The sequence below is a fragment of the Neolewinella antarctica genome (genome assembly GCF_011927835.1).
GTDB lineage: Bacteria > Bacteroidota > Bacteroidia > Chitinophagales > Saprospiraceae > Neolewinella > Neolewinella antarctica.
Window position 1 is genome coordinate 97,406 of sequence record NZ_JAATJH010000005.1, and the last position, 25,061, is coordinate 122,466.

Below are 25,061 nucleotides of genomic sequence, written 5' to 3' on the forward strand. Positions count from 1 at the left end.
CCCTACCAGCCTACCGCCTAATCTTCCTACCGCCTACTCCCCCCTTAGCCATCGGTAAATCACCACCTAATTCACCTTGCCAGCCCGGGTCCTCCCGGTGTATCTTCGTCCGCCCAAACCAAAACCATGAGTCAAATTCGCGCAGCCATTACCGGCGTTCACGGCTACCTCCCCGACTACATTCTTACTAATGAGGAACTAGCCACCATCGTCGATACGAACGACGAGTGGATTACTTCCCGCACCGGCATCAAAGAGCGGCGCATCCTGAAGGGAGAGGATATGGGTACTTCGAAAATGGTCATCCCCGCCATCGAGGGGTTGCTAGAAAAGACGGGTACTGACCCAAAGGCCATCGACCTCATCATCGTCGCTACCGTGACGGGCGACTCCATTTTTCCGGATACGGCCAATACGGCGGCTTACCACACGGGCTGCACGAACGCTTTCGGCTTCGACCTCAATGCCGCCTGTAGTGGCTTCCTGTACGCCCTCACGGTCGGTGCGAAGATGGTCGAAAGCGGCGCACACGATAAGGTAATTATTGTCGGCGCGGACAAAATGTCGTCCATCATCGACTACACGGACCGCACTACTTGTGTCATATTTGGCGATGGCGCGGGTGCCGTGTTGTTGGAGCCGAGCAGTGAAGGTTACGGCGTGCTGGACTATCAGCACCGGGGCGACGGCAGTGGCGAAAAGTTCCTCTACCTCGTGGCCGGTGGCTCCCGCAAGCCGGCAACGGTCGATTCCGTGATGGCCCGCGAGCACTTCGTCCGCCAGAACGGGATGCCCGTTTTCAAGGCCGCCGTTTCCGGGATGACTAAGGTCGTCGGTGAAGTGATGGAACGCAATGACCTGACGGTCGACAACCTGGCGTACCTCGTCCCCCACCAGGCTAACATCCGCATCATCCAGTCCGTCTCCCGCATGACCGACCTACCGATGGAAAAAGTCATGGTTAACATCCATAAGTACGGCAACACCACGGCCGGGACCCTCCCGCTTTGTCTGTGGGACTACGAACCGAAATTGAAGAAGGGGGATAACTTGGTGCTGACGGCCTTCGGTGGTGGCTTCACGTGGGGCGCACTTTACCTGAAGTGGGCTTACGATGGGGCGGAACGGGCCCAAGAATAGAATTCGTCCCAGCCGGGCTCGGTCAATCACTTCGCTCCTCACCTAATTAGCTGGCACCCGCGGCCGCGCCCAAATGCTGCGCTACGGCTGGTCAGTTGCGGGGTACGATGACTTTCTATTGTCGCCATTTAACACGCGCGCGCATCATTGCCGACCTGACCACTAGCCGTACGAACACGGACCTAAGGGAACCGTTTGGGTGTTACCATACCAATGGCCTTTCCACCCCATGAGCCAGGACAAATTCAACCGTAGAGAACTGCTGGAACAGTACCTACTCGGCCTCACCAGCCGGGAGCAGACGCTCTACGTCAAGGAGATGCTGGAAAAGGACCCGACACTGGCCACCGAGCTGGAGGAGCTGCGCGAGCGCATGTCGGAATACATCACGGAACAGGGTATGGAGCAGGACGGCAGCGACCGGCAGCGGTCCCTCCAAGATTTTCATGACCTCGACCACGAAATGATCACCGCCATGACCCGGCGGAACCACAATTTGGTGATCTGGCGGCTGGCCCTGAGTGGCGTATGCTTACTGCTGCTATTCCTGAGTGGCTACCTCTTCCGTAGTAACCAGAACTACCGCATGGAAGTCGACCGCGAAAAGGCACTCCACGCGCAGGACGACGCCAGCGCTCAGAAGAAAATAAAAACCCTGGAAGGGCAGACGGTAGCTTGGGATAGCCTGAATACGCAAACCATTCCCTCGGCCGGGGGAGACGTACTGGTGCACTACCTCGCCGAAGAAGACATTACGTTTCTGGACCTATCGCACCTCGCGGCATTGCAACCGGAGGAAGCCTACCACCTCGAGATGATCGACGGGCGGGGCCGTTCGGAAAAGCTGGTCGTCAGCGATAGTACTCGCCTGAGTCTGTTGCCCCTGGTGGCCAACGTTAACACCGTAAGGTTGTGGCGCTCCGCCAAGGCGCACGATCTACCGCGGGATTCCGCGCTGGCGGTGCTCGTCGCCCGCTTTCCACTCAGCCTCCGGGCAAATGCGCTGGTGGTCGACTAACAATATCCAGCCGTGAAGGCTGATCTCACGTTATTTTGGTGCTTTTTCGCCCTTTTTCGGTAGAAAGGGGGTAGATCGCTTGTCTATACGCCGGGCAATTACGACCTTTTGGATTCTATTTTGGGCAAGCCTTGCACAAATCTGCCTTTTCCGTTCCTCTCGTTAATCCATACTTTATGACCATGTTGTATATTCTGTTGCTCGCGTGCGCTATCGGAGGGAGTTTTAGCCTCTCGTCCGCGTTGTTTGACGGCTCCCGTAGGTTCTAACTAATTGCCTTAGTAATTAACCTATTTTGGGTGCCAGTACGCCGAACGGCCTCCCCGTCAATCAGACGGGGAGGCCGTTTCTACGTCCGGCCCTTACTTTTGGAAGGGGTAGACATTTCTTACGCGCTCCGCGTTGTACTTTCAACCTTCATAAGGATATCCTCTAGCCCGCCTGACCTACTGGTTTTTCCATGCAACCACTCATTCCTCCATTCATTCAACAGCGCTTGCTGGCCGGTGACCTCTCCGGAGAGATCGCCGCCTTTACGCTGAACGTGGACCTGTCCGGCTTCACGCCCCTGACGGAATCGCTGATGAAAGAGGGCATCAGCGGTGCGGAGAAGTTGTCCCAAATTCTCAACGAGGTATTCGAGCCACTCGTCTCGCTCGTCTACAAGCAGGGGGGTATTATTCCTTATTTCGCGGGGGATGCCTTCACGGCCGTTTTTCCGTTGCCACTTACCCGAATACACGCCCAACAGATCATTCAGATCACGGATAAGGCGCGTAAGATTTTTACCGCGCGGGATAGTGTCTTCGGGGGTAAATACCGCATCGGCGTAAAGGCCGGGGTTGCCGCGGGAAAGGTGAACTACGGGATAGTGGGGGACGAGCTAAAAGCCTTTTACTTCCGTGGCGGTGCCATCAACGACGCCTCCGTAGCGCAAACGAAAGCCAACGAGGGTGAGATCGTCCTTTCCGCCAACATGAACGCGCTGCTGGAGGGTCGGGAGACCATCACGGAAGAAATTACGACCGGCTACTACCGCCTCGTCGGCGAGCCATCCCTCAACACTAAGGTCGTCCTGCCAACCGCGCTCGACCTGCCCGCCGTCGACCCGAAAGTGGCCGCTCAGTTTCTCCCCCCGGAAGTCGTGCGCTACGACCAGGCGGGCGAATTTCGGACGGTCGTCTCCATTTTTCTTGCTTTCGAAGCGGTACATACCCACGAAGACCTGAGCCACTTTGCGGCGGTCGTGCTCAATCAGGTGGACGATTTTGGTGGGTACTTTAAGGAGGTGGATTACGGAGACAAGGGCTCGCTGATGGTCATCTTCTTCGGCGCCCCGGTTTCTTACGAGAACATTACCGTGCGGGCGCTGGAGTTTGCCCTGACGGTGCAGTCGGAATTACTGCAGCTAAAAGAAGAGCAGCAGGCCAATTTTCGCTTCCGGCTCGGGATGACGGTGGGTACTGCCTTCACCGGCATCGTCGGTGGGCAGGAGCGGGCGCAGTACGCGTGCGTCGGCAACCGGGTCAACCTCGCCGCCAGAATCATGGGCGCGGCCGACTGGCAGGATATTTTAGTGGACGACGAATTAGCTGCCGTAAACCACTTTCGCTTCGAACTGCGGGGAAACACCACGTACAAGGGGATTGAAAAACCCGTCCAGACTTTTGCGCTGGTGGGTCGCCGCCAGTCACTCGGCAAACCGAACTACGGCAACCAACTAGTCGGTCGCGAGCAGGAAACCAAGCAGCTACTCAAGTTCGCCCAACCTATTTTCGGTGGTAAAATGGCCGGCGTCGCCTACGTGCTCGGGGAGGCGGGCATCGGCAAGAGCCGGCTAACCTACGAAGTCCGCCGCCAGCTAAACGAGCGCCAGGCCATCAACTGGATGATCGCGAGCTCTGACCAGATTCTGCGGAAGCCCTTCAACTCTTTCGTCTATCTTTTGCAGCGAATGTTCCGCCAGAGCCCGGACCTGGGGAGGGCACAAAATCAACGGCGCTTCCAGTTTCGGCTCAGCCAGATTCGGCAAAGGCTCCAACAGTTGGAAACCGACCGCACGACACAAATCCTCACCGAACTCGACCGTACGGAAAGTATCCTCTCCGCCCAGTTGGGCATCGTCACGCCGCATTCTCTCTGGACGCAACTCGACGCGCAGGGCCGTTACCTGAACACCATCGCCGCCTTCGTTAACCTCCTCCAGGCCGAAGCCGTCATGGCACCCACCGTGCTGGAACTCGAGGACATCCACTGGATGGATGACGACAGCCGCACCGTCGTCCGGCAAGTTATCCGCCGGAGCTACGACCTTCCCCTGTTGATCATCGCTACCTCCCGGGCGGATGATGACGGAAACTATCCGCACCTGAAAATCGAGAAAGATAAAAAAACGACCGGGCTGGAAGTCTTGAAGATCGAGATCGGCGCCCTGACGACCGACGCCGTCCGCCGCATGGCCGAAACAACGCTCGGTGCGCCGATCACGGAGGATACGATGGCTACGCTGCTGCGGACCACCAACAGCAACCCGTTTTACTTGGAACAAGTACTGGAATACTTCCGGGAAAACGAACTCCTGGTGAAGAACGACCGGGGTGTACTGACGCTCAGCGACGAGAGCATCAAACTTTCCACCAGCATCTCGTCGATCCTGACGGCGCGGATCGACCGCCTTTCGGATATGGTCCGCGAAACCGTAAAGGCCGCCGCGGTGATCGGGCGGGAGTTCGACCTGCCCGTCCTCACCGAAGTACTCCGGGAAGAAACCGGGCTGGATACGCGGGAAGAAGTCGTTGCGCTGCTCAAAGAGCAAGTAGACATTGCCGAACGGGGCCAGATCTGGAGCGCGATGAGCGAGCTGCGGTACATTTTTCGCCACAGCCTGTTGCGGGAGGCCGTTTACAGCATGCAGCTCACCACGCGGCTACAGCAATTGCACCACCAGACGGCTACCGTTATCGAACGTCTTTACGGCGACGCGCTGGAGGAGCGGTACGTGGACCTGGCTTTTCACTACGAGCACGCGGGCAGCAAAGAGAAAACGATCGAGTTTCTCAGCAAGGCCGCTAATTACGCCCGCGCCAACTTCCAGAACCAGCAGGCACTTAACCTCTACCAGCGGCTGATCGAAAAATTCACCAACCACCCGGACGAGGACATGATGGTGAACACCCACGTCGGCCGGGGGAAAGTGCTGGAGATCGTCGGCCGGTGGGAAGAGGCCGAGACCTCTTATTTGGAGGCGCAACGGTTGGCGAAGGCCAGCCGGGACATCGTGCTACTGGGTAGAACGAATAATCACCTCGGCCGGCTCTACACCTTTAAGGGGGAATACGACAAGGCGATGGAGTACCTGAAGACGGCCGGGAGCCTCTTTGAATCCGTCGACGACATACTGGGTATTTCCAAAGCTTACGGCAGCATGGGCAACGTCTACTTCCGGACGGCCGATTACCAGCACGCGCTCGAATATTATAACCAGTCGCTGGACCAGGGCTTCAGCCACGCGGGCATTTCCAGCTCCGCCGAAACGATTAGCCACCTGGGGCTTACCCACATGAACCTGGGTGATTACGCCGAGGGAATCCGGATCATCGAAGAGCAAATCCCACTCCACCAGGCCAACCAGGACAGCATGGGCCTCGCGAGCCTGCACACGAACCTGGGCATCGTCTACTTCGAGAGCGGCGACTTCGAAAAAGCGATGGAAAACCACCACGCCGGCCTGGAGCTAGCGAAGGAACTGGGCAATAAACGCCTCCAGGCGATCGGCCTGGGTAGCCTGGGCAGCGTTTACGAACGGCAGGGGAAATTTAGTGAGGCCGCCGAGCACTTCGAGCAGGATCTACTGATTTGCAACGAACTGGGCGACCTCCAGGGTATTGCCGTCACGGAAGGCCTCATCGGAGACATCAACACCGTGATGGGCAACTTCACAATAGCAATTCAGCATCTGGACCATTCGCTGGCCATCTGCCGGGAGCTGGGTTACCGCAAGGGTATAGCCAAAGCCGTCAACACACTCGGAGACATCTATTATTTGCAGGGGCAGTACGATATTTCGGTGATGTACTACGACCAGGCCATCGACATCGCCCGGGCGACGAACAACAAGCTCGTTTTGGTAACTTCACTGGAGGAGAAAGGGCGCGTCCTGTTGGCTAGTGGGCAACTGGAAGCCCTGCAGGAAGTCGCGGCGGAGGCTTACGCGATGGCCGAAGAACTGGGTAACCCGGGCATCTCTTTCGTCACCGCTCTACTACACGCCCGGTCCATCGCCGCGTGCGACGTGCGGAAGACGGCCGAAAGCGCCCGCAAGATTCAGGATTTGTTGGCGCAGGAAGAAATCGATGACGAGCAGCGGGCGGAGGCGTATCTGTCCCTCCACCAAGTAAGCGGCGGGCTGGACGAGCACGCGCGGGAACGATCGCTGGAGCTCTACCGAGCGCTTTACGAGCAGACGCCTAAGTTTATCTACAACTACCATATTGCTAACCTGGAATCCGGCAGACACGAAGAGGCGAAAATTTAACTTGCGTATTGCGGGGCTACTCCCACCCGCTTCACTTTTCCTCCAATCTACTCCGCACCGGCCCCGATAGCTATCGGGGCGCCCTACCGTAACCCGCCCGAGCGTGAATTTCAGCAGCGTAGACTTACCCATCCCTTAAGGTCGGGAATGCCGTAACGGTACCGAGCTTAGGTCTTAAAATAGATGTCACTGAGCACGCACGCACGGTCCTAAGTAACCGACGGGTCAGCGATGGAAATTGCAGTACTCAGAGTCATTAATTAGTTAAACCATCCCTTGATTAAGTCCGTAAAGGAGGTTTTCTGCGTCTTCGGCGGCGTGGGTTGCACGAATTCGTCAACGTCCACGTAATGCGTTCGCCATTCGGTGCGCACGGGGGTCAGCGGGCGGCGGCTCACGGCCACGGCCGCCACGGGGGTATTCCGATCGCGGGGGTCGTACGGCTGGTACTCAGCGACGCGGTAAAAGATGAGCGGATCGAACTCGTGCAGGCTATCGAGCTCGCCGCGGTTGCTCCAGATGGCGAGTTGATCGACGGGGATGCGGTTTTGCTCGGCGACCTGGCGGAGGGTGGTATCTCGGTAGCTAGCAACCGTGCCGTACTGCACGTAGTGGCGGTCGGCGTCGAGTTTGCCTGCGTGCAGCCGGGGGCTGGACCACGGCAGGGCGATGTCACACTCATCAACCGTAGCCGCGTGCTTTGCCAGGTAGGTACGCATGGCGGGCATGACGCGCTGGGGCAGACGGAGGTGGTGACCGCGCGAGCCGCCGGGAAGGAAACCGCGGAGGTACTGCGGGTTTAGCTCTACGACGTTTTCCGGTTTGAGGCCGGTTACCTGGGCGACGCGGTGGAGGCTGAGCTTGCGGTAAACGGTGATCGATTCGGTGACCTGCATGTCCAGCTCCATCTCCCCGACGGGGACGTCGTGGTCGTGGTAGTAGGCCATGATGTAAACCGCGGCGATAATGCTGGGAATGTAGTGAGCCGTTTCACCGGGCAGGTGCTCGCGGATTTGCCAGTAGCTGGGGTTCTTCTTGCCACTTTTACGGATTGCTTTGTTGACGTTACCCGGGCCACAGTTGTAGGCTGCGATGGCGAGCGACCAGTCTTCGTAGCGGTCGTACTGGTACCGCAAATACTGGAGGCCGGCCGCGCAGCCGCGCTCGGGGTCGAGGCGTTCGTCGAGTTGGTCGCTGACGGTTAAGCCGAGTTCGCGGGCGGTGCCGGGCATCAATTGCCAGAGGCCACCGGCGCCGACGCGGCTGGTTGCGTAGGGGCGCAGGGCGCTTTCCTGGATGGCAACGTACTTGAGCGCACGCGGCATACCGGCGGCGTCGAGCTGTTCCTCAAAGATGGGGAAGTAGCGGGCCGAGCGGGCGAGCATCCGGCCAGTCGCGCCGGGCCAGCGCTCGATGTAGTTGACGATGCGGCGGCGGACGATGCGGTCGTGGCGGTGCTCCATCATGTCCGTACCGAAAGCGGCCAGACGGGCCTTGACGAGCGAATCGGAGACGTCCATGATACGGTCGGCAAGTATTTCGGCGGTTGTTGGGGCAGTGGCCGAGGCGGCGGTGGCGCAGCAAATCAGGGCTGCAAGCCAAGTAAATCTCAGGAAAGGGGGAAGGGACATTACGAGCGAAGGTAAGGAATGGGGGGCAAAGCCATTTCGGACTGCCCCCGGCACACCAATCGGGGCGCGGACGTAGAAGCAGCGTTGGCGAGAAACGCAAGGGAATTGAGCGAAGTAGTAAATTTCGCTAAAAAACTTTAAAATGCACCCTTTCAACGTAAATATTTCATTATCAATTACTTGCGAGTTGTACGGTCACACAATATTCGTTTTTAAACGTTTTTAACCGAAAGTATTCGGATTATTTACGACTGCGGCTTGGTGGTCCCCTCACATTTGCATCGTCATCAACTGAACCGGTAGTCATATATACCCACTCACTGGCGGCGCATACATCTTCACACAGCGGTCGTATTACTACAACACACATCGGGTACGGCCATCCAAACCAGTTTTATTATGAACGTACGTAACTACATCCACCTCACCGGCAACCTCGGCGCCGACCCCACCACCGCCATCCTTCCTTCCGGCGACCTCGTCTGCAACTACAACCTCGCCACTAACGAGTATTACCGCGACAAGGCTGGCAAGCGCGTCACCCGTACCGAATGGCACAGCGTCAAGGCTTACGGTAAACTAGCTGAGATCTTCGCCGAGCACCTGAAGAAGGGGAGTCAAATTTCCGTCGTCGGCAACGTGCGGTACGCAAAGTGGGAAGACAAATTTGGCCAGAAGCGAACCACCGCAAACGTCATTGCCCGGGAGTTCACCTTCCTCGGCTCCGGCCGCAAAGACAAGCAAGAGGCCCCCGACCACTACCTCACGGACGACGCCCCGACCATGGAATACGGCGAGCACGCCGTCGACGCCATGGACGCCGAGATCGAAGCGATCATCAACGAGTCCGCAACCGCCACCGCCGCGAAGCCCCGGTCCGCCAAGAAAACGGGGACCCGCCGGACGAAGGGAAAAGCTACCGCTGCCTGAGCGGCCTAACCCGATTCGCCCCGGTCCATTAAAAGCACTCGAACATCTTTCTTTTTTTGCAACCATGTTCCCCCATCCTCCCGGCTCCGCACGGGGCCGGGGGTGGGCCTTGGTTAGCTGCTTCCGCTGGCGCCGGACAAACGCGCGCTTCCCCGAAGCACGCTATTCTTTACTACCAAAATTCTTACATGATGAATACCAGCAACTTCGTTACCCTCCTCGGCCGCCTCGGCGCTGCCCCCGTGCGCAAGACACTCCCCAATGGCAACAGCCTTCTTGAATTCAGCCTGGCGACCAACAATTCCTACAAAGACCGCGACGGCAACCGCGTAACGAAGACGGATTGGCACCGGGTAAAAGCCTTTGGCCCAGTAGTGGACACCCTCGAACGCTACTTAAGCAAGGGCGATCAACTCTCCGTCGTCGGGGCACTGCGCTACAATGAGTGGACGGATAAGCACGACCAGAAGCGGAAGAGCGCCGAAGTCATCCTGAATGCTTTTTCTTTCGTCGGTAGCCGCAACTCCGAAGACGCGCCGGCCCCGGCCGCCACGACCAAGCTAAAAGCAACTTACGCCGGCAAATTGAATAACGCCGTAGCGCTAGAAACCGCGGCGGCAACGGATTTACCCTTCTAGCGTCGGTCCACCCCTTACTAAGATTTTTATTCACCCGAGCAGACTCTATGGTTCGCTCAGTTTGTCCCCCCTTTTCATTTTCCTACTCCGTGCTGACTAAATTACCCAAGCACGTTCTTTCAATTAACGGCAGGAAAAATTCGGCTGGCTGGTACTCCTCTGGGGTGCTGGCTAGCTTTTTTTGTGGTTACAGCAAATATTACTAAGCACTTGATGAATATTCGCGGGCAATTTAGAACGTAGCGCTGAGCTAGTTATGAGCGTAGCCCCGCCGCCGGGGGTGGGTGATTTTTTCTTATTAACAGATCTTACACAATTGGATCTTGCCACTTAGCCCCAAGTACCGCCAAGCAAACCACGTAAGCACAAAACCGTAGGTAAAAATGCTTCGACGTAGCCGGAAAAAAATTGTCCGTGCTTTTGTGTTTATGTGGCTAAAAAGTCTGCGTAACGTTGGTTACTGAGATGAACGAACGATCGTAAGTCTTTACGTAGTCACTTCACCACCTTCAAACTCAAATCCAGACTGGTCGCGGAATGAGTGAGCGCACCAACGGAAATGTAGTTCACCCCGGTCAGGGCAACGTTGCGGATCGTAGTCAGGTTAATGCCACCGCTGGCCTCAGTTTCGAAGCGGTCGCCAATGTGCTGCACGGCTTCTTTGAGGATGGGTAGCTCAAAGTTGTCGAGCATGATGCGGTCTACCCCACCGACCTGGAGGACTTCCTCCATTTCCACCAGGTTGCGTACCTCTACGGTGATGGGCAACTTCATGTCATTGTCCGCGAAGAAGGACTGCACGCCGGTGATGGCTTTCGTAAGCGATCCGGCTGCGTCGACGTGGTTGTCCTTGATCATGATCCGGTCGTAAAGCCCGTCGCGGTAATTATAGCAACCGCCGAGCCGGACGGCCCATTTCTCCAGGAAGCGGAGATTGGGGGTCGTTTTTCGAGTATCCAGTACCTTGACGGGTAGGTCTTCCACTTCGAATGCGTAGCGGTTGGAAAGCGTCGCAATGCCACTCATCCGCTGCATAGTGTTCAGCACGAGCCGTTCGGCGCGGAGCAGCGCTCGGGAATTGCAGGTCACGTAAAAGGCTTCATCCCCCACGTGCATCAGTTCCCCGTCTTTCATCCGCTGGTCGAATTCAGTAGTGGGGTCGACGGCTTCGAAGATCATCTTGGCGACTTCCACCCCAGCCAACACGCCAACATCTTTCACCAGCAAACGTGCCGTATCCCGCTTACCGGCCGGGATCGTGGCTTCACTGGTAAAATCACCCGGGCCAATGTCTTCCGCGAGTGCCTCGGTAGTAAACTGTAAAATGCGTTGGCGTAAGGTCTCGGTCATGATTTTTGGGCTTTTTGCGGCGCAAAGGTAGGGGGATTTTTCTTGGTCCGCCCACGGTGTGGGGGGCAAATGACAAGTTTTACACAGTAGCCGTCGCCGGTACTTCTAACGCAGAGAAACCAAGTTCCTGGCAGGAAGCTACTCATTTGAGCTGCTCCGTACCGGATCATAATGGCATTTCCTCAAAACACAAAGAAGCGCCCCGGAACAAACCGAAGCGCTTCTAAATATTTAGCTATTCTGAAACCAAGCAGTCGGTCAGCTTACTTAATAAACTCGATCGGCTCCGAGGCATAATTATCCGTGTAGAGCTCGGAAGCATCCGGGTACTCCCCGGCTTCGGCGAATTTCTCCGCCTCGGCAACTTCGGCCTTCACGGCGTCCTTGATGGCTTTAATTTCTTCTTCGGTCGCCAAACCGTTTTCGAGTATCAGCTTTTCGGTGGCTTTGATCGGGTCGCGGCCCTGGTACTCTTTGACTTCGTCCTTTTCCCGGTACTTAGCGGGGTCGGAAACCGAGTGCCCCTTGTAACGGTACGTCTCGATGTTGAGGTAATAGGGCCCGGCACCGGAGCGGATGTGCTTAGCGGCGCGCTCGATGGCCTCGTGCACGGCGGCGGGGTCCATCCCGTCGACGGTCTCGGAAGGCATTTCGAAGCTGGCCCCCAGTTTGCTCATGTCGGTCACGTTAGACGTCCGTGCTACGGAGGTTCCCATTGCGTAGCCGTTGTTCTCGCAGATGTAGAGCGCGGGGATTTTCCAGTTCATGGCCATGTTCCAGCTTTCCCAGAGCGCACCCTGGCGGCTGGCGCCGTCACCGAACATCGTTACGCACAGATTTTCCGTGCCCCGGTAGGATTCCGCGAAGGCGATGCCGGTACCGATGGGAATTTGCGCCCCGACGATGCCGTTGCCACCGAAATATTTATTCTCCTTGTAGAAAAAGTGCATGGAGCCACCTTTTCCCTTCACGATTCCGGTGCTTTTGCCGTAAAGCTCGGCCATCGCCTTTTTCATGCTCACGCCCCGGCCGATGGCCGTTCCGTGCTGGCGGTAGGCCGTTACGATGGCATCTCCGTCAATCAGCGCGGATTCGATGCCGGCGGCAACGGCTTCCTGGCCGATGTAAACGTGACAAAATCCACGGATTTTTTGCTGGCCGTAGCTCATCAACGCCCGCTCCTCGAAGCGGCGAATACGCAACATTAAAGTGTACCACTGGAGGTACTGCTCTTTGCTGTACTTGACGCCCTTAACGGAGCCGTTCTTCTTGGCGGCCGGGGTTTTCTTCGCGGCGGCGGGTTTTTTGGTTGCTGTAGCCATCTTAATTAGTTTGCGAAATTTCGCTGGTTACTGGATTGATCTTCGTGTAATATAGGATACAGGTTTTTGGGGGGCTTTGTTGTGGGGAGGGGGGAGTAGGCTGGTAGGCGGTAGGCGGTAGGCGGTAGGCGGTAGGCGGTAGGTTGGAAATAAATCGGCATCCCAATGTTCACGCCCCCATGGTGCGGAGCCCTACCGCCTACCAGCCTACCGCCTACTTCTTCCTACCGTCTAAAACTGCCGAAAGCCCTTACCCACAAAACCCAGCACCTGCGGCAGCGCCTCCCGCCAGTAAGTCCAGTTATGCGCCCCGTCGCGGACGCGGTATTCGTGCGGCACTTCTTTCTTACGTAGTTCCATGTGTACCAAACTGTTCTCGGCGAACAGGAAATCGTCGTCGCCGCAGTCGATGTACCAGCGTACGCTACTTATCTTTTCCTTATCGCCGGCCTTGACCAGCTCGACGAAATTATTGCGTTCAAAATGCTCCTGAATCTGCGCATCCGTGAACGTCTCGCCTTCCCGCACGTAGCGTTGAGCGACGTCGTCGGTCGTCATCCCCCCGGCCCAGGCGCTCAGCGGGCAGGCGGCGCTGAATAGTTCGGGGTGGCGCAGCGCGTAGGTAAAAGCCCCGCCGCCGCCCATGCTCAGGCCGGCAATGGCGCGAAAACGCTTCTTTTTAAGGATGCGGAACTTGCTTTCGACCTGCGGCATGAACTCCGTAAAAAAGTGATCCTCGTAGTTCCATTCCCCGCCGGGCCGGTTGAAATAGCCGATCTTTTCGGTGTCGCCGTCGGGCATAATGATGATCATCGGCGCGGTCGTGCCGTCGGCGATGGCGGCGTCGGTGATGCGTTTCACTTCGCCAAATTGCACCCAGCCGGTGTGGTTATCGCTGTAGCCGTGCAGGAGGTAGAGCACGGGGTATTCCCGCTCGTCGGCGGCGTATCCGGGGGGTAGGTAGACGGCGTAGTTCCGCTCCATCCCCAAAATTTCACTCCTCATCGTGAGGTTCGTGATCACTTTCCCCGTCGCTTGGGCGCGGGCGCCGGTGCAGGGTAAAAGGGCAAGCAAGCAGAGTAACGGGTATCCGTAGGGGTGCATGGGTACGTGGGGGTTTTTACGATTAGCCAAAGTAAGGGTTAACCCGCGAACCCGCTATCTTTGGCGGATGAAAAAGCCGTATTACCTGTTGCTGGTGCTAGCTGCGCTCTTCCTGGAAGGTTGCCGGGCTGGTGGTTGTGGGTGCCCGATGTATTAGGCGGTAGGAAGATTAGGTGGTATGCGGTAGACGGTAGGTACCAACATCGTACTTCTCGTAACGCCTGAATGACGGGCCTACCGCCTACAAGCCTACCGCCTAATCTTCCTACCACCTTTCTTAACTCACCTGCAAGACCCGCTCAAACGCGCCGATCACGTCGATAAATTCGTTCGGCAAAAAAGCATTCATCACCTCCTCCAGCGGCGCGGCGAGCGGTCCGTAAAAGGCCTCGGCGATGGACCCGGCAATGGCCGCCTGCGTGTCCGTGTCGCCCCCCAGACTCACGGCCAGGCGGATGGCGTCCACCAAGTTTTCGGAATCCAGAAAGGCGATGATCGCTTCCGGAACGGATCCCTGGCTACTTACGTCGAAAGTATATTCCGGGCGAATCTCCTCAATCGTACGGCGGAGATTGTAGCCGAATGTATCGGTGATGTATTTACGGATATCCTCCTTCTTTCCACCCTGTCGGCACAGGAAAATCGCACTGGCCACCGCTTCGGCTCCCTTTAGGCCTTCCGCGTGGTCGTGGGTAATCCTGGCCGTTTCCCTTGCTTTGGCCCGCACCGTTTCGATGTCGTTGAACAGCCAGCCGACGGGGCTCACCCGCATGGCCGCGCCGTTACCCCAGCTGCCGTACGGACCGAAAATATCGCCGTGCATCCACTTTTTGAACGTGCCGCCGTACCCGGCATCGGGGTAGCGCAGGGCGTATTCCTGCACGACCTCGGCAAAGTCGCGCTGGTTGAGGATGGCATCGGCCACCGCGATGGTCAGAACGGTATCGTCGGTGAAGTGGCAATCGGTAGTGACGAGCTCGAAGTCGTAGTCTTTAGCTCCGTTTCTCTCGAGCCTGGAACCAATGATGTCTCCGATGATGGCACCTTTCATAACGTATGTTTTTAATCGGCCACAAGATAAAGGTTGGGGGCATCTTACCCGAACAAATCGGCGGCAGCGCTACCGCACGAACGTTCGGCCAGGATGCCCTCAACCTTATTACCTTGCACCCGCGACCGCGCAGAAAAAACAGTCTATGGTCTGTGGTCTAGAGTCTTACCGCAGACCGCAGACCCTAGACTACAGACCAACTCCCCCCTCCCTTGCCCCTCGACACCATCACCATCCAAACCACCCAAAACGTCAGCATCGACTACGATCTGGCAAAAGTAGGCGCGCGCATCGGTTCGTTTCTGATCGACGCGGTGATCGTCATTGTCGCGTTTTGGCTACTGGTACTGGTGGTCAATGCCCTCGGCGTGAACTGGAACGAGACGCTCACCATTGCCGTGGGGCCAGTCACGTATTTCATCCTTTACTTTTTCCTTTTCGAGACCTTCAACCGTGGCCAGACGCCCGGCAAGAAATTAATCGGACTGAAGGTGATCCGCCACGACGGTCGCGACCCCACGCCGGGTGATTTTTTGGCCCGTGCCGTCTTCCTTTTCGTCGACGTCATCCTCACCGCGGGCATGGCCGCCGTCCTGCTAATCTCAACCAGCAAGAACAAGCAGCGCCTCGGCGACATGACCGCCGGCACGGTCGTCATTCAGGCCAACAACCATTCCATTTTCTCGCTCGAAGAAATCATGGGCATCAAGGACCGTAGCGAATACGAACCCATTTTCCCCGGCGTACAGCGGTTTACGGACCAGGACATGATGGTCGTCAAACAATCGCTCAACCGTCTGCGCAAGTACCAGAATTCGGCCCACCGCCAGGCCATCCGCCAATTATCGCTGCGCATCGCCGGGCAGCTCGGCCTGGAAGCGAGTGAGGTGAACCTCACACCGGAGAAATTTCTGGAAACCGTCCTGATGGACTACATCGTCATCACCCGCTAAGCCCACTTACCACCCGTGACTTACCTCATCGCCTTCCTCGGCGCCGCCCTCGCCGGTGCCATCAATACCCTATCCGGCAACGGCTCGGCGATTACCCTGACCATTCTGATGGAAGTCATCGGCCTACCACCCGACGTAGCGAACGGGACGAACCGGGTGGGCGTGCTCGGTAATGGCTTTGCGGCGTCTTACGGGTTCTACCGCAACGGACGCTTCGAGGTGACGGATGGACGACGACGCGAAATGTACCAGATCGTGGGCATCACGACGGTGGGCGCGGTACTCGGTGTCTACCTGAGTCTGATCACCTCCAACGCCGTCTACCGGGAGATTTTTCGGTACCTGCTGATCGTGATGCTCGGCGTCATTCTGGTTAAGCCCAAACGGTGGATCAACGTGCCGGAAGGAGAGCACTTCATTAGCCGCTGGCTGAGTGTTCCGCTTTTTTTTGCGCTAGGCATCTACGGCGGCTTTATTCAGATGGGCATGGGCGTTTTCTTCCTGGCCGTGATGGTGCTGGTGGCGCGCTACGACATCATCCAGGGGAACGTCGTGAAGGTGGTCGTCGTCACGATCTATACCGTGCTGGCGGTAGGTATTTTCGCCTGGCGGGGCTTGATCGACTGGCCGATCGGGCTACTGATGGCGGCCGGGCAGATGGTGGGCGGCTACCTGACGGCGGCCTACGCTTCCAAACATCCGAAGGCAGGTGTTTATGCTTACTGGCTGTTGGTGGTGGTCGTGCTTGGGGCGATTCTGAAGGCGTTCTGGCCAGGATAATTCCACCCAGGCACCACTAAAACGGATACCCCAAGCCTAATTGTGGTCGGATATCGGAGAGCTCGAAGGACCGAAAGGTCGTCCAGTAGGCACGTTCGCCGTAGCGAATATTCTCCCGCGTGGCTACGTCGTCATCCAGATTGCTGTCGGGGTAGTTGTAGCGGAGGGGGACGGCAAAGTCCAGCCGGAAAATGAAGTAGCTCAGGTCGATGCGGAGGCCGAACCCGGCATTGACGGCGATCTGCCGGTAAAAGGGCTGCGCGAGAACGGTCGGCAATTGTTCTTCCCGGAACCGAAACTTCGCGCCCGGCCGGTCCGGGTCCGCCTCCAGTGTCCACACGTTACCGGCGTCGAGAAAAAACGCGCCCCGGAAGAAAGAAAACAGCGGAAAGCGGTACTCGGCGTTGAACTCTAGGCGCAGATCACCGGTCTGAAATAGGAACAGGTTCGTGTTCACGTTGCTGCTGTCGACCAACGAAAGCGGATCGACGTAGCCACCCGGCCCGAGCCCACGTGGTGCCCAACCCCGCATCGAGTTAGCCCCACCGGCAAAAAACTGCTTCACGTAGGGCAGTTCACCTTCCGCCCCCGCCCCGAAGGGCTGCCCGATCTCGGCGACGAAGCGCGCCGAAAAGCTCGACTGCGGCGAGTAAGCTTTGTTGTAGCGCAGCGAGCTTTGTAGGCGGACGTACTTGGCGAACTCCGCCCCGGAGCGTGGCTGTAGCGTGCTGGGGTTCTCCGAGAAAATGTTGACCAGCTTGTTGATCCCGAATATCTCCGCCCCGGCCACCTCGACGTTGCCGTTGAAATTGATGGAGCGGCCCCGCCGGTCCGGCCGCCCCGCCCGGTTGTACTCCAGGCTACGAAAAAGGATCGAGAAAAAGAATTGCTGCCCGAAACTCCGCCGCAGCCGCTGGTTGTCTTCCAGCACCCGTGCGAACTGCGGCTCGATGGTGGGGTCGAGCACGTCGATCGTAAGGTGGTTGATCCGGTAGTTGGTCGTAGCCGACTTGCGGTAGTCGTAACCCAGGCGGGCGTTGAAGATCGTGTAGGAGAAAAGCTGGCGGATGAGCAAGTATTCGTAGCCGATACTGTAGCGGGTGCTCGCTTTTTCGCGCAGGTTGGCCAGTGTCTTATCCCCGATAAAGTTGCCGCGCCAGGGTGCCGGGAGTCGGTTCAGGAAAGAGTAAAAGCTGAAATCCCGAAAGCGGGGCAGGTTAAGGCTCATCTCTGCGGCCAAGTCGACCGTATTGAAAAAGGGGTTGTTGTTATTCGGCCGCGGGTTCACTTCCACGCCGGCGCGGACGCTGGTGGAAAGTAATTCCCCACCGCCAAGCAGATTGCGGTTCTGAAAATTAGGCTCCAGCGAAAGACCGATCAGGTTACCCACGCCGGCCGATCCGTTCCGGTTGGTATAGTTAACGTCGAAGTCTACACCCACCGACATCTGTTTACCCGGCGACAATTGTATGAGGTAATCGATCACGTTGTCGTTCGTCGAATCGACCTGTTGGGTAATGCGGACGAAGCGATAAACGCCGAGGCCGTTAAGGGCTAGGTTGGTTTTCTCCAGGTCATCCCGGCTGTGCGACTCACCGGGGCGGAGGTAGATATTTTGTCGAAGAATACCCGGCCGCATCTGAAACTCCTCCTGGTCTGACAAAAACTGAACACCGTCGATTAAGGTATCCAGCCCGAATTTCTTCTGGCTCAAATTGAGTGGATCGTAATCCGTAAGAACACGGATGCCCCCCACGCGGTACTGTTCGTAGGACTTGCCGGCCTGCGGGGGGAGGATATTGAAAAATACGTCCGCGTACCCCTCCCGCCGGCTGGTATCGATTTCGAGTTGGTCAATGTAGGCGCCGCTGAAGAAAGCATAGCCGTTGTTGCGTAGGTAGCGGCTGATCCGATTCTTTTCGAGGTCCAGATTTTCCAGGTTGAGGGGCTCGCCCGCCCGGAGTTCGCTCTCTGGCCGGGAGGCTTGGAGCAGGCTGTCCACGCCCGGGTCGGGGCTAGTAAAGACGACCGAATCGATCAGGTAGCGGCGGCCGGCTTCGACGTGGTAGATCAGGTTCACCCTGCGTTTCCTCCGGCGATCCGCCTCGTGGTAGGCGCGGGCGTTAAAGTACCCTTTGTACCGCATGTAGTCCTGCATCGCCGTGGCGGAGCGTCGACTAATGCTATCGTTATAGATGGTCGGTTCCTGACCGATGGTGTTGCGCAGGAAGCGGTCGATGGCCGTCGAGTCTTTCGCTTTGTTGTTGGCCAAGTAAAAATACTCTCGGGGCCAGAGGACGAAAAAATCATCGTTCGGCTTCTGCTTGGCGATGGTCGATATTTCGTAGGTGACCTCGGCGCGGTCCTTGACGTTTTTGGGGTCGAGCAGATCGACGCTTTGTTTCACCAGCAGTTCCTGGTCGGCCGCCAAATATTTGGTAGTATTGCACGACGCCAGCAGGAGTAGTAGCCCGCCCGCCGGGCCGTACGCCCGTAAACCCCGCCTCAGCATGCCCATTAGCTCCGGTACCATCAAGTTCATAAGTAGTCTTCGCAGAAAGAAGGTTCGGCAAAACTACCACAAATTCACCGCCGAGGGCGGCCGCATTGTCGGGGAGCTACTCGGGCAGGATCGCTACCGGGTAGAACAGGTGTACGCGGTGGAAAATTGGGTGGCGGAGCACGGCGACTCACTCCGCGTGCCGGTTACGACCGTGACGGAGAAAGAGCTGGGGCGGATTTCTCAATTAACTACGCCCAACCAAGTACTGGCCGTTGTCGCCACGCCGGAGATTTCGGAGCAACTCCCCACCGCCATGGCGGCGGGCTGGAGTTTGTACCTCGACGGCATCCAGTCACCCAGCAACCTCGGCGCCCTTCTCCGCATCGCCGACTGGTTTGGCTGCCAGCACGTCGTTGGTGGGCCGGGCACGGCGGATTTGTACAACAGTAAATCCATCCAGGCCTCCATGGGCTCGTTCCTGCGCATCGACTACCGGGAGGGACATCTGTCGGACATCACAACTACTTTTCCCGATCTGATCACCTTCGGCGCGGACCTGGACGGAGAAAATATTTACACGCTGGAAGCACCCGATCGCGGTGTCCTCGTCATCGGCGCGGAAGGCCCGGGCGTTGGGGAGTTGGCGCGGTCGCAGGTGCAGAGGTGGGTGACGATACCCAGGGGAGTGGGCCGGCGGGCGGAGAGTTTGAACGCGGCGGTTGCGGCGGGGATTTTGGTGGGGGGGCTGGTTAAATAGTCTGGGGTCTATGGTCTCAAGTCCGTGGTACTCAATCCTTACTATTTTTGGTTTTTTTAGTTTCTTGCTGCAAGCGACCGGAAATAACCCATGAGAGTTTACGGTGTTTAAAACCCGAACACACCCTGCTACGATTCAACAATTAACCTAACGGGCTAAAGACTTCAGACTACAGACCGTAGACCAAAGACTGTAGACCAAAGACCAAAGATCAAAGATCAAAAATGCACCTTTCTCTAGAAGACATTCTCGCCCAGGAATCCATGTACCGCCGCCACTTTATGAACTCCCTGCCCGGGCCGCGTGGCGTTCATTTGGTAGGGACTAAAGGTTATCGCGGGCAGGAGAACCTCGGCGTTTTTAGTTCTTTCGTCCACATCAGCGCCAGTTCGCCACCGCTGCTCGGCTTCATCATGCGTCCGCTGACGGTGCCCCGGCACACCTACCACCACATGAAGGCCAGTGGCTGGTTCACGGTCAATACCCTGCACCCAGATTTCGTAGCGCAAGCACACCAAACGAGCGCCAACTACCCCCTGAACGAATCCGAATTCGCGGCGACGGGCCTGACGCCGGAGTACAGTGATGCCTGCAAAGCGCCCTACGTAAAGGAGGCTAGCATCAAACTCGGGCTCTCCTTCGAGGAAGAACACAAGATCACCGGCATCGAGACCTTTTTCGTCGTCGGCCGCGTGCGGGAAATCTTTGTACCGGACGAAGCCGTTGCCGAGACGGGCCACATCGATCACGAACTACTCGAAACCATGACGGTGGCGGGGTTGGATACTTACCACGAGGTGGGGAAGGGGCGGAGGTTTGATTATGCGCGGGTGAAAAAGAAGGGGTAGGCGGTAGGCGGTAGGCGGCAGGCGGTAGGCGGTAGGCGGTAGGTAAGAATAAACTTTCGTACTCAGACAACTAAATTATGGACCTATATTATCCTTGTATTCCATACTCTAGACTGTAGACCACAGACCAAAGACCATTATGCGCCCCCTATTTCTGCTCCTAGCCCTGCTTTGGTTGGGTCCCCTCGCTCTCCCCAACCACGCTTGCACCAGCGTCCGCGCCCAAAAAGTGATGCTGTTCGAGAAATTGAAGAACTCAAAGGCGGAGCGGCTGTACGAGGGCGACCGGCTCAGGTTTCGGATCAGGGGAGATAAATTTTGGCAGGAAGGCTTCATTCGCGAAATGCGGCCCGACATTCAGGCGCTGGTGATCAACGACCGGTTCATCCTGCTCGAAGAGATCGACCTGGTGGACCGCGGCAGCTCGTTCGGCAAGGCCGCCGGCTACTCACTAATGACCTTTGGCGTTGCCTGGACGGGCATCGGACTGATCGGCTACAACACGGATAAAGATTCGAATACCCAAATTTCCGGCGGTGAACTGGCGACGGGGGCGGCGTCCTTCGTGCTCGGCTACGCGCTGGTGAAACTACTGGGCCAAAAAAAATTCCGACCGGGGAAGTACAAGCGGTTGCGAATTGTGGACACGACGTTTTAAGGCAAAAAACTTATCTTAGCAGCATGACGCGCGTATTATCGGAACTAGATTTTCTGACCGACCCCTTCGAGTGGTCTTTGGATCGATACCATAGTGCCATTGAGGCCGGCGTCCTCACGGAGTACGACGCTGTGGAATTGATTCACGGACAACTAGTAAAGAAAATGCCAATTAGTGAAGACCATGCAGGAACAGTTGAAGAATTAGCGGACTTTTTCAGGGACCTTTTCGGCAAAAATTACCGTTATCGTTCCGAGAATCCGGTACCTGTTTTGCCCAAGTCGGAACCAGAACCGGACTTTGTAATTGCCAAGAGAAAAACAGGTAAAAAAACACATCCAACCCCTGAAGAAATATACCTCATAGTCGAAGTAGCTAATTCCACCTTACAGTATGACCGAAAGGTTAAAGGACCGATCTACGCGGGCGCAGGCATTCCGGAGTACTGGATCATCAATCTTAAAGCTCGAAAAATCGAAGTACATCTCTCACCCGTCCGGGAAGACAGTATATTTGATAGCGTGACAAGTTACGGGGAGAGCGAGACTTTTAAAAGTCCATTCGCGGGTCAGGTGGTAGTCAAAGACCTTCTACCCAAAGGCGACAAAGAGGATTGATTATCCGTACAAAGCCTTAGCTAACACCTCCGCAAAAGCCCCCGGCGTACTAGCAAACGGCTGCAAACCCATCTCCGCCAGCGCCGCCGCGATCTCTTTATCGTAAGCGGGCGCACCCTCGTCCGACAGCGCCAGAATGGGTAAAATGGTGAGTCCGGTTTGTTGCAAGCGACGCGTCGCGGCCAACATCCCGTCCACCGATCCACCTTCAAAAAGATCACTTAGTAGAATAAGTACCGTATCGCGTGGATTGGTATTGAGTCGTTCGGCATAACGCAAGGCCTTGCCGATATCCGTGCCACCGCCGAGCTGGATCGCGAAAAGGAGTTCGAGGGGGTCGGGGAGTTGGTCCGTGAGGTCGACGACGCTGGTGTCGAAAGTGACGACGTGGGTCTTCAGGGTGGAGATGCTGGCCAGAATGCAGGAAATCACCCCAGCGTACACGACGGAAGCGGCCATGGAACCGGACTGATCGATGAGCAAGATTACGTGCTTCAGGCCGGCACTAGAACGGCTGAGCCCGCGCAGGTCTATCGGCAGGACGGTCTTGTAGTCCGGCTGGTAGTGTTTCATGTTGCGGCGGATGGTCTGGTCCCAATCAATGTCCTGGGGGCGGGGCCGGCGGTTGCGATTATTCTGGCGACGACGCCCGGCAAGCGCCTGTTCGATGGGGCGTTTGAGCTCTTTTTCGAGCTGGCGGACGACCTTCATCACGACGGCGCGGGCGGATTCGCGGCTGCGGTCGGGGAGTAAGTTTTTGAGCGTGAGCAGGGTGCCGATTAGGTGGACGTCGGGCTCGATCGTTTCCAGCAGCTCGGGTTCGAGTAGCATTTGCTGGAGCCCGAGGCGTTCGAGGGCGTCGCGCTGGAGGAGCTGGACGGTGTCGGTGGGGAAGTATTTACGGATGTCGCCGAGCCAGCGGTTGACTTTCGGGGTGGAGGAGCCGAGGCCGCCCTTGCGATCTTGCTCGGCGTAGAGGGCTTCGAGGGTGTCGTCCATGCCGGCCAGGTCGGGGGGGAGGGGGATGGCGTCGATGGCTCCGGACTGGGGGTCTTCGGCTTTTTTACCGAGGATTAGGCGCCACTTTTGGAGGTATTTTTCGTTGGGCATGTGTTTAGCGTTCGGCTCGCTTCTTAGCTATTTTGGTGATTTGCTGGGCACGCGTGGTCATTGGTTAATTCGGGGGAGCTATCGCTTACTTTTGTGAAAATTTTTGGCGCATGACCCGGATTATCAAGCTTACCTTCAACCCCGTTCAGGAAAACACCTACATCGTCTACGACGAAGATACGCTGGACGCCATCATCTTCGACCCCGGCTGCTACGACAATGCCGAGGAAACCAAACTGCGGGAAACCATCGAAGAACACGGGCTGACGCCGGTGAAACTCATCAACACCCACTGTCATTTCGACCACATCTTCGGCAACGCGTTCGTGAAGTCCGAATACCGCCTGAAGTTGGGCATCCACGAGTTGGAAGAACAGATCCTGCGCGCCGCGCCACAGGTTGTGAGTATGTACGGCATGCCACCGATGACGCCCTCGCCCGATCCGGATTACTTCATCAAAGAAGGTGACGTGATCGAGCTCGGCGACGCCCGTTTGGAAGTGCTCCTCTGCCCCGGCCACTCGCCCGGCAGCCTCTGCTTCTACAACCGGGGCGAAAGCTACCTGATCGCCGGCGACGTACTCTTCCACCGCAGCATCGGCCGCACGGACCTGCCACTCGGCGATCACAAAACGCTCATCAAATCCATCAAAAATAAGCTTCTGCCGCTGCCCGATGACGTGCGCGTTTACCCGGGTCACGGGGAGGCGACTACGATTGGGGAGGAGCGGCGGGAGAATCCGTTTTTATGATGGCTGCGTGTTGAATTTTTTTGGAACACAAAATGCACATAAAAGAGAGATAAATACACACAAGGATGTTGGCGTGCATACTACTGGACACTTTCCCCAGACGCTTGGAGGACCTCAATAATTACGCCTTCGGCTTCACGGCAGAGGACGCTCCAAGGTCCTCAAATAGGTTTTTGGAACCTTGGAGCGTCTCGAAACTAAAGCGTAGCGAAGGGTTTCGAGTCCTCCAAGCGTCCGATTTGAAAATGTCCAGTAGTGTGGTTGGCGTGTTTCTGTAGGCTATCAAACACCATCCCTCATTGACGCTAACTTTGTTAGCGCACGTTATGCTCTTTTTTGTGCTTTCCCTTTTCTTTTGTGCCTTATGTGTTCCCCGCTTCTGTACGCGCCATGGTCAAGCCTCTAGCCCCAACACTTTGATATCATAACTCATCTCAAAAGTCTCCCCCGCCGCCAGTTCCACGATCCCTTCCTTCCGCACGAACTGCTTGTCCGAATCGTAAGCATCCGCCAATCCCATCCAGGGCTCGATGCAGACGAAATCGCCATCCGGTTTCGCCCAGATGCCAAGGTGCGTCCACCCGGCGTAATCGACCTTTAGAACGGGGCCGCTATGGCGACTTTCCAGTATTACGCTGGGGCTGTTGAGGTCTTTAAAAACGAGGGCGTCGTCGCTGAATAAGTCGTGCGTCAGGGGCAGGATGTTGCCGTCTTCCCAGGGCACGGCGTGGGTGTCGGGGCCGATGGTTCCTTCTTTCGTCACCTCCCAGCGCTTGCTGGTTTCAGCTTCCTCGAAACGGAGAAAATAGTCTTCGTACCGCTCCCCTTCCCGGAACGGAACGCGGAAGGCCGGATGGCCACCGAGGCAAAAAAACATCGGTTCGCTGCCGGTATTGGTTACCTCGTGGTAGCAGATCACGTGCTCGTTGCGCAGGCGGTAGGTGATGCGGAAATCGAATTCGTAGGGATAGGTTTTTAGCGTTTCTTCGGTGGAGCACATGCGGAAAGTCAGCCGGTCCTCGCCGTGGTAGAAAAGCTCCAGTTCCTCGTTGTTGCGCACCATTCCGTGCTTCGGGATGCGGTATTTTTCGCCGTTGATCGACGTCTCGCCGTCCTTGAGCATGCCGATAATGGGGAACAGGACGGGCGCGGAACTACCCCACACTTCCGGGTCGGCCTGCCACATATATTCCGCGCCATTCTTCAGGTTGATCAGGCTGGCCAGTTCGGCTCCCTTTTCTTCGACGGAAATACTAAGGCGGTGGTTTTCAAGGGCGTGGCGCATAATTCGGTGTTTTACGTTGACGGGGCGGGGGCACGGTAAATGTAGCCCGCCGCGTTAACTTTGGCGACTACTCAACTTTA

The 25,061-nt window shown here is 57.0% G+C and carries 20 protein-coding genes; 12 read left to right on the forward strand and 8 right to left on the reverse strand.

Annotated features, from left to right (window positions below; all coding sequences use genetic code 11):
* Positions 1 to 126: 126 nt before the first annotated feature.
* The 3 genes from GGR27_RS14585 (at position 127) to GGR27_RS14595 (ending at position 6,692) form a co-directional block, all read left to right on the forward strand.
* A complete protein-coding gene (locus GGR27_RS14585; RefSeq protein ID WP_168038598.1) occupies positions 127 to 1,140 on the forward strand; it encodes a beta-ketoacyl-ACP synthase III in 1,014 nt (337 codons plus the stop codon).
* 229 nt (positions 1,141 to 1,369) lie between these two features.
* Positions 1,370 to 2,158, forward strand: a complete 789-nt coding sequence (locus GGR27_RS14590; RefSeq protein WP_168038600.1) for a hypothetical protein — start codon at positions 1,370 to 1,372, stop codon at positions 2,156 to 2,158.
* Between the two features lie 460 nt (positions 2,159 to 2,618).
* Positions 2,619 to 6,692: a tetratricopeptide repeat protein gene (locus GGR27_RS14595; RefSeq protein WP_168038602.1), complete on the forward strand. Its 4,074-nt coding sequence runs from the start codon at positions 2,619 to 2,621 to the stop codon at positions 6,690 to 6,692.
* 260 nt (positions 6,693 to 6,952) lie between these two features.
* Here GGR27_RS14595 and GGR27_RS14600 read toward each other — a convergent pair whose 3' ends face one another.
* The gene (locus GGR27_RS14600) at positions 6,953 to 8,323 is read right to left on the reverse strand and encodes a lytic transglycosylase domain-containing protein (RefSeq protein WP_168038604.1); all 1,371 of its coding nucleotides are present in this window, start codon (positions 8,321 to 8,323) and stop codon (positions 6,953 to 6,955) included.
* Positions 8,324 to 8,722: 399 nt separating this feature from the next.
* Here GGR27_RS14600 and GGR27_RS14605 point away from each other — a divergent pair, with 399 nt between their 5' ends.
* Entirely contained in the window at positions 8,723 to 9,253 is a 531-nt protein-coding gene (locus GGR27_RS14605; protein WP_168038606.1) for a single-stranded DNA-binding protein, read from the forward strand.
* Between the two features lie 188 nt (positions 9,254 to 9,441).
* Positions 9,442 to 9,891 carry a single-stranded DNA-binding protein gene (locus GGR27_RS14610; RefSeq protein WP_168038608.1) on the forward strand — a complete coding sequence of 150 codons (450 nt, stop codon included), beginning with the start codon at positions 9,442 to 9,444 and terminating at the stop codon, positions 9,889 to 9,891.
* A gap of 495 nt (positions 9,892 to 10,386) precedes the next feature.
* Here the strand turns inward: GGR27_RS14610 and nadC are convergent, their stop codons facing one another.
* The 4 genes from nadC to GGR27_RS14630 all read right to left on the reverse strand — a co-directional run bounded on the left by nadC (position 10,387) and on the right by GGR27_RS14630 (position 14,718).
* Positions 10,387 to 11,241, reverse strand: coding sequence for a carboxylating nicotinate-nucleotide diphosphorylase (nadC, locus tag GGR27_RS14615; RefSeq protein ID WP_168038610.1), 855 nt, complete (start codon positions 11,239 to 11,241; stop codon positions 10,387 to 10,389).
* A gap of 263 nt (positions 11,242 to 11,504) precedes the next feature.
* On the reverse strand, positions 11,505 to 12,563 hold the full coding sequence (gene pdhA / locus GGR27_RS14620) for a pyruvate dehydrogenase (acetyl-transferring) E1 component subunit alpha (protein WP_168038612.1): 1,059 nt from the start codon (positions 12,561 to 12,563) through the stop codon (positions 11,505 to 11,507).
* Positions 12,564 to 12,794: 231 nt separating this feature from the next.
* The gene (locus tag GGR27_RS14625; protein WP_209037954.1) at positions 12,795 to 13,667 is read right to left on the reverse strand and encodes an alpha/beta hydrolase; all 873 of its coding nucleotides are present in this window, start codon (positions 13,665 to 13,667) and stop codon (positions 12,795 to 12,797) included.
* A gap of 277 nt (positions 13,668 to 13,944) precedes the next feature.
* Positions 13,945 to 14,718 carry an ADP-ribosylglycohydrolase family protein gene (locus GGR27_RS14630; protein ID WP_168038614.1) on the reverse strand — a complete coding sequence of 258 codons (774 nt, stop codon included), beginning with the start codon at positions 14,716 to 14,718 and terminating at the stop codon, positions 13,945 to 13,947.
* A gap of 212 nt (positions 14,719 to 14,930) precedes the next feature.
* On the opposite strand from GGR27_RS14630, the gene GGR27_RS14635 reads away from it, so the two are divergent.
* Both GGR27_RS14635 and GGR27_RS14640 read left to right on the forward strand, forming a co-directional pair.
* Positions 14,931 to 15,671 (forward strand): RDD family protein, encoded by a 741-nt coding sequence (locus GGR27_RS14635; protein ID WP_168038616.1) that lies wholly within the window; start codon positions 14,931 to 14,933, stop codon positions 15,669 to 15,671.
* Positions 15,672 to 15,686: 15 nt separating this feature from the next.
* Positions 15,687 to 16,451, forward strand: a complete 765-nt coding sequence (locus tag GGR27_RS14640) for a sulfite exporter TauE/SafE family protein (protein ID WP_168038618.1) — start codon at positions 15,687 to 15,689, stop codon at positions 16,449 to 16,451.
* A gap of 16 nt (positions 16,452 to 16,467) precedes the next feature.
* Here GGR27_RS14640 and tamL read toward each other — a convergent pair whose 3' ends face one another.
* The gene (gene tamL / locus GGR27_RS14645; protein ID WP_168038620.1) at positions 16,468 to 18,984 is read right to left on the reverse strand and encodes a translocation and assembly module lipoprotein TamL; all 2,517 of its coding nucleotides are present in this window, start codon (positions 18,982 to 18,984) and stop codon (positions 16,468 to 16,470) included.
* Here tamL and GGR27_RS14650 point away from each other — a divergent pair.
* From GGR27_RS14650 to GGR27_RS14665, 4 genes are all read left to right on the forward strand, one after another.
* Complete coding sequence (locus GGR27_RS14650) at positions 18,962 to 19,711, forward strand: TrmH family RNA methyltransferase (protein ID WP_168038622.1); 750 nt, start codon at positions 18,962 to 18,964, stop codon at positions 19,709 to 19,711. The two genes, tamL and GGR27_RS14650, sit on opposite strands and share 23 nt — an antisense overlap.
* A gap of 224 nt (positions 19,712 to 19,935) precedes the next feature.
* A complete protein-coding gene (locus GGR27_RS14655; RefSeq protein ID WP_168038624.1) occupies positions 19,936 to 20,559 on the forward strand; it encodes a flavin reductase family protein in 624 nt (207 codons plus the stop codon).
* A gap of 139 nt (positions 20,560 to 20,698) precedes the next feature.
* On the forward strand, positions 20,699 to 21,217 hold the full coding sequence (locus tag GGR27_RS14660; protein ID WP_168038626.1) for a hypothetical protein: 519 nt from the start codon (positions 20,699 to 20,701) through the stop codon (positions 21,215 to 21,217).
* A 23-nt stretch (positions 21,218 to 21,240) separates the two neighbouring features.
* Positions 21,241 to 21,834 carry a Uma2 family endonuclease gene (locus tag GGR27_RS14665; protein ID WP_168038628.1) on the forward strand — a complete coding sequence of 198 codons (594 nt, stop codon included), beginning with the start codon at positions 21,241 to 21,243 and terminating at the stop codon, positions 21,832 to 21,834.
* Here GGR27_RS14665 and GGR27_RS14670 read toward each other — a convergent pair whose 3' ends face one another.
* Entirely contained in the window at positions 21,835 to 22,944 is a 1,110-nt protein-coding gene (locus GGR27_RS14670; RefSeq protein ID WP_168038630.1) for a VWA domain-containing protein, read from the reverse strand.
* A gap of 110 nt (positions 22,945 to 23,054) precedes the next feature.
* Between GGR27_RS14670 and GGR27_RS14675 the strand changes: the two genes are divergently transcribed.
* The gene (locus tag GGR27_RS14675; protein WP_168038632.1) at positions 23,055 to 23,696 is read left to right on the forward strand and encodes an MBL fold metallo-hydrolase; all 642 of its coding nucleotides are present in this window, start codon (positions 23,055 to 23,057) and stop codon (positions 23,694 to 23,696) included.
* A 394-nt stretch (positions 23,697 to 24,090) separates the two neighbouring features.
* Here the strand turns inward: GGR27_RS14675 and GGR27_RS14680 are convergent, their stop codons facing one another.
* Entirely contained in the window at positions 24,091 to 24,981 is an 891-nt protein-coding gene (locus GGR27_RS14680) for an aldose 1-epimerase family protein (RefSeq protein ID WP_168038634.1), read from the reverse strand.
* Positions 24,982 to 25,061 lie beyond the last annotated feature (80 nt).

Coding starts and splice junctions, on each gene's coding strand:
- GGR27_RS14585 (WP_168038598.1), top strand. CDS start 127: ATGAGTCAAATTCGCGCAGCCATTACCGGCGTTCACGGCTACCTCCCC.
- GGR27_RS14590 (WP_168038600.1), top strand. CDS start 1,370: ATGAGCCAGGACAAATTCAACCGTAGAGAACTGCTGGAACAGTACCTA.
- GGR27_RS14595 (WP_168038602.1), top strand. CDS start 2,619: ATGCAACCACTCATTCCTCCATTCATTCAACAGCGCTTGCTGGCCGGT.
- GGR27_RS14600 (WP_168038604.1), bottom strand. CDS start 8,323: ATGTCCCTTCCCCCTTTCCTGAGATTTACTTGGCTTGCAGCCCTGATT.
- GGR27_RS14605 (WP_168038606.1), top strand. CDS start 8,723: ATGAACGTACGTAACTACATCCACCTCACCGGCAACCTCGGCGCCGAC.
- GGR27_RS14610 (WP_168038608.1), top strand. CDS start 9,442: ATGATGAATACCAGCAACTTCGTTACCCTCCTCGGCCGCCTCGGCGCT.
- nadC (WP_168038610.1), bottom strand. CDS start 11,241: ATGACCGAGACCTTACGCCAACGCATTTTACAGTTTACTACCGAGGCA.
- pdhA (WP_168038612.1), bottom strand. CDS start 12,563: ATGGCTACAGCAACCAAAAAACCCGCCGCCGCGAAGAAAACCCCGGCC.
- GGR27_RS14625 (WP_209037954.1), bottom strand. CDS start 13,667: ATGCACCCCTACGGATACCCGTTACTCTGCTTGCTTGCCCTTTTACCC.
- GGR27_RS14630 (WP_168038614.1), bottom strand. CDS start 14,718: ATGAAAGGTGCCATCATCGGAGACATCATTGGTTCCAGGCTCGAGAGA.
- GGR27_RS14650 (WP_168038622.1), top strand. CDS start 18,962: ATGCCCATTAGCTCCGGTACCATCAAGTTCATAAGTAGTCTTCGCAGA.
- tamL (WP_168038620.1), bottom strand. CDS start 18,984: ATGGTACCGGAGCTAATGGGCATGCTGAGGCGGGGTTTACGGGCGTAC.
- GGR27_RS14655 (WP_168038624.1), top strand. CDS start 19,936: ATGCACCTTTCTCTAGAAGACATTCTCGCCCAGGAATCCATGTACCGC.
- GGR27_RS14660 (WP_168038626.1), top strand. CDS start 20,699: ATGCGCCCCCTATTTCTGCTCCTAGCCCTGCTTTGGTTGGGTCCCCTC.
- GGR27_RS14665 (WP_168038628.1), top strand. CDS start 21,241: ATGACGCGCGTATTATCGGAACTAGATTTTCTGACCGACCCCTTCGAG.
- GGR27_RS14670 (WP_168038630.1), bottom strand. CDS start 22,944: ATGCCCAACGAAAAATACCTCCAAAAGTGGCGCCTAATCCTCGGTAAA.
- GGR27_RS14675 (WP_168038632.1), top strand. CDS start 23,055: ATGACCCGGATTATCAAGCTTACCTTCAACCCCGTTCAGGAAAACACC.
- GGR27_RS14680 (WP_168038634.1), bottom strand. CDS start 24,981: ATGCGCCACGCCCTTGAAAACCACCGCCTTAGTATTTCCGTCGAAGAA.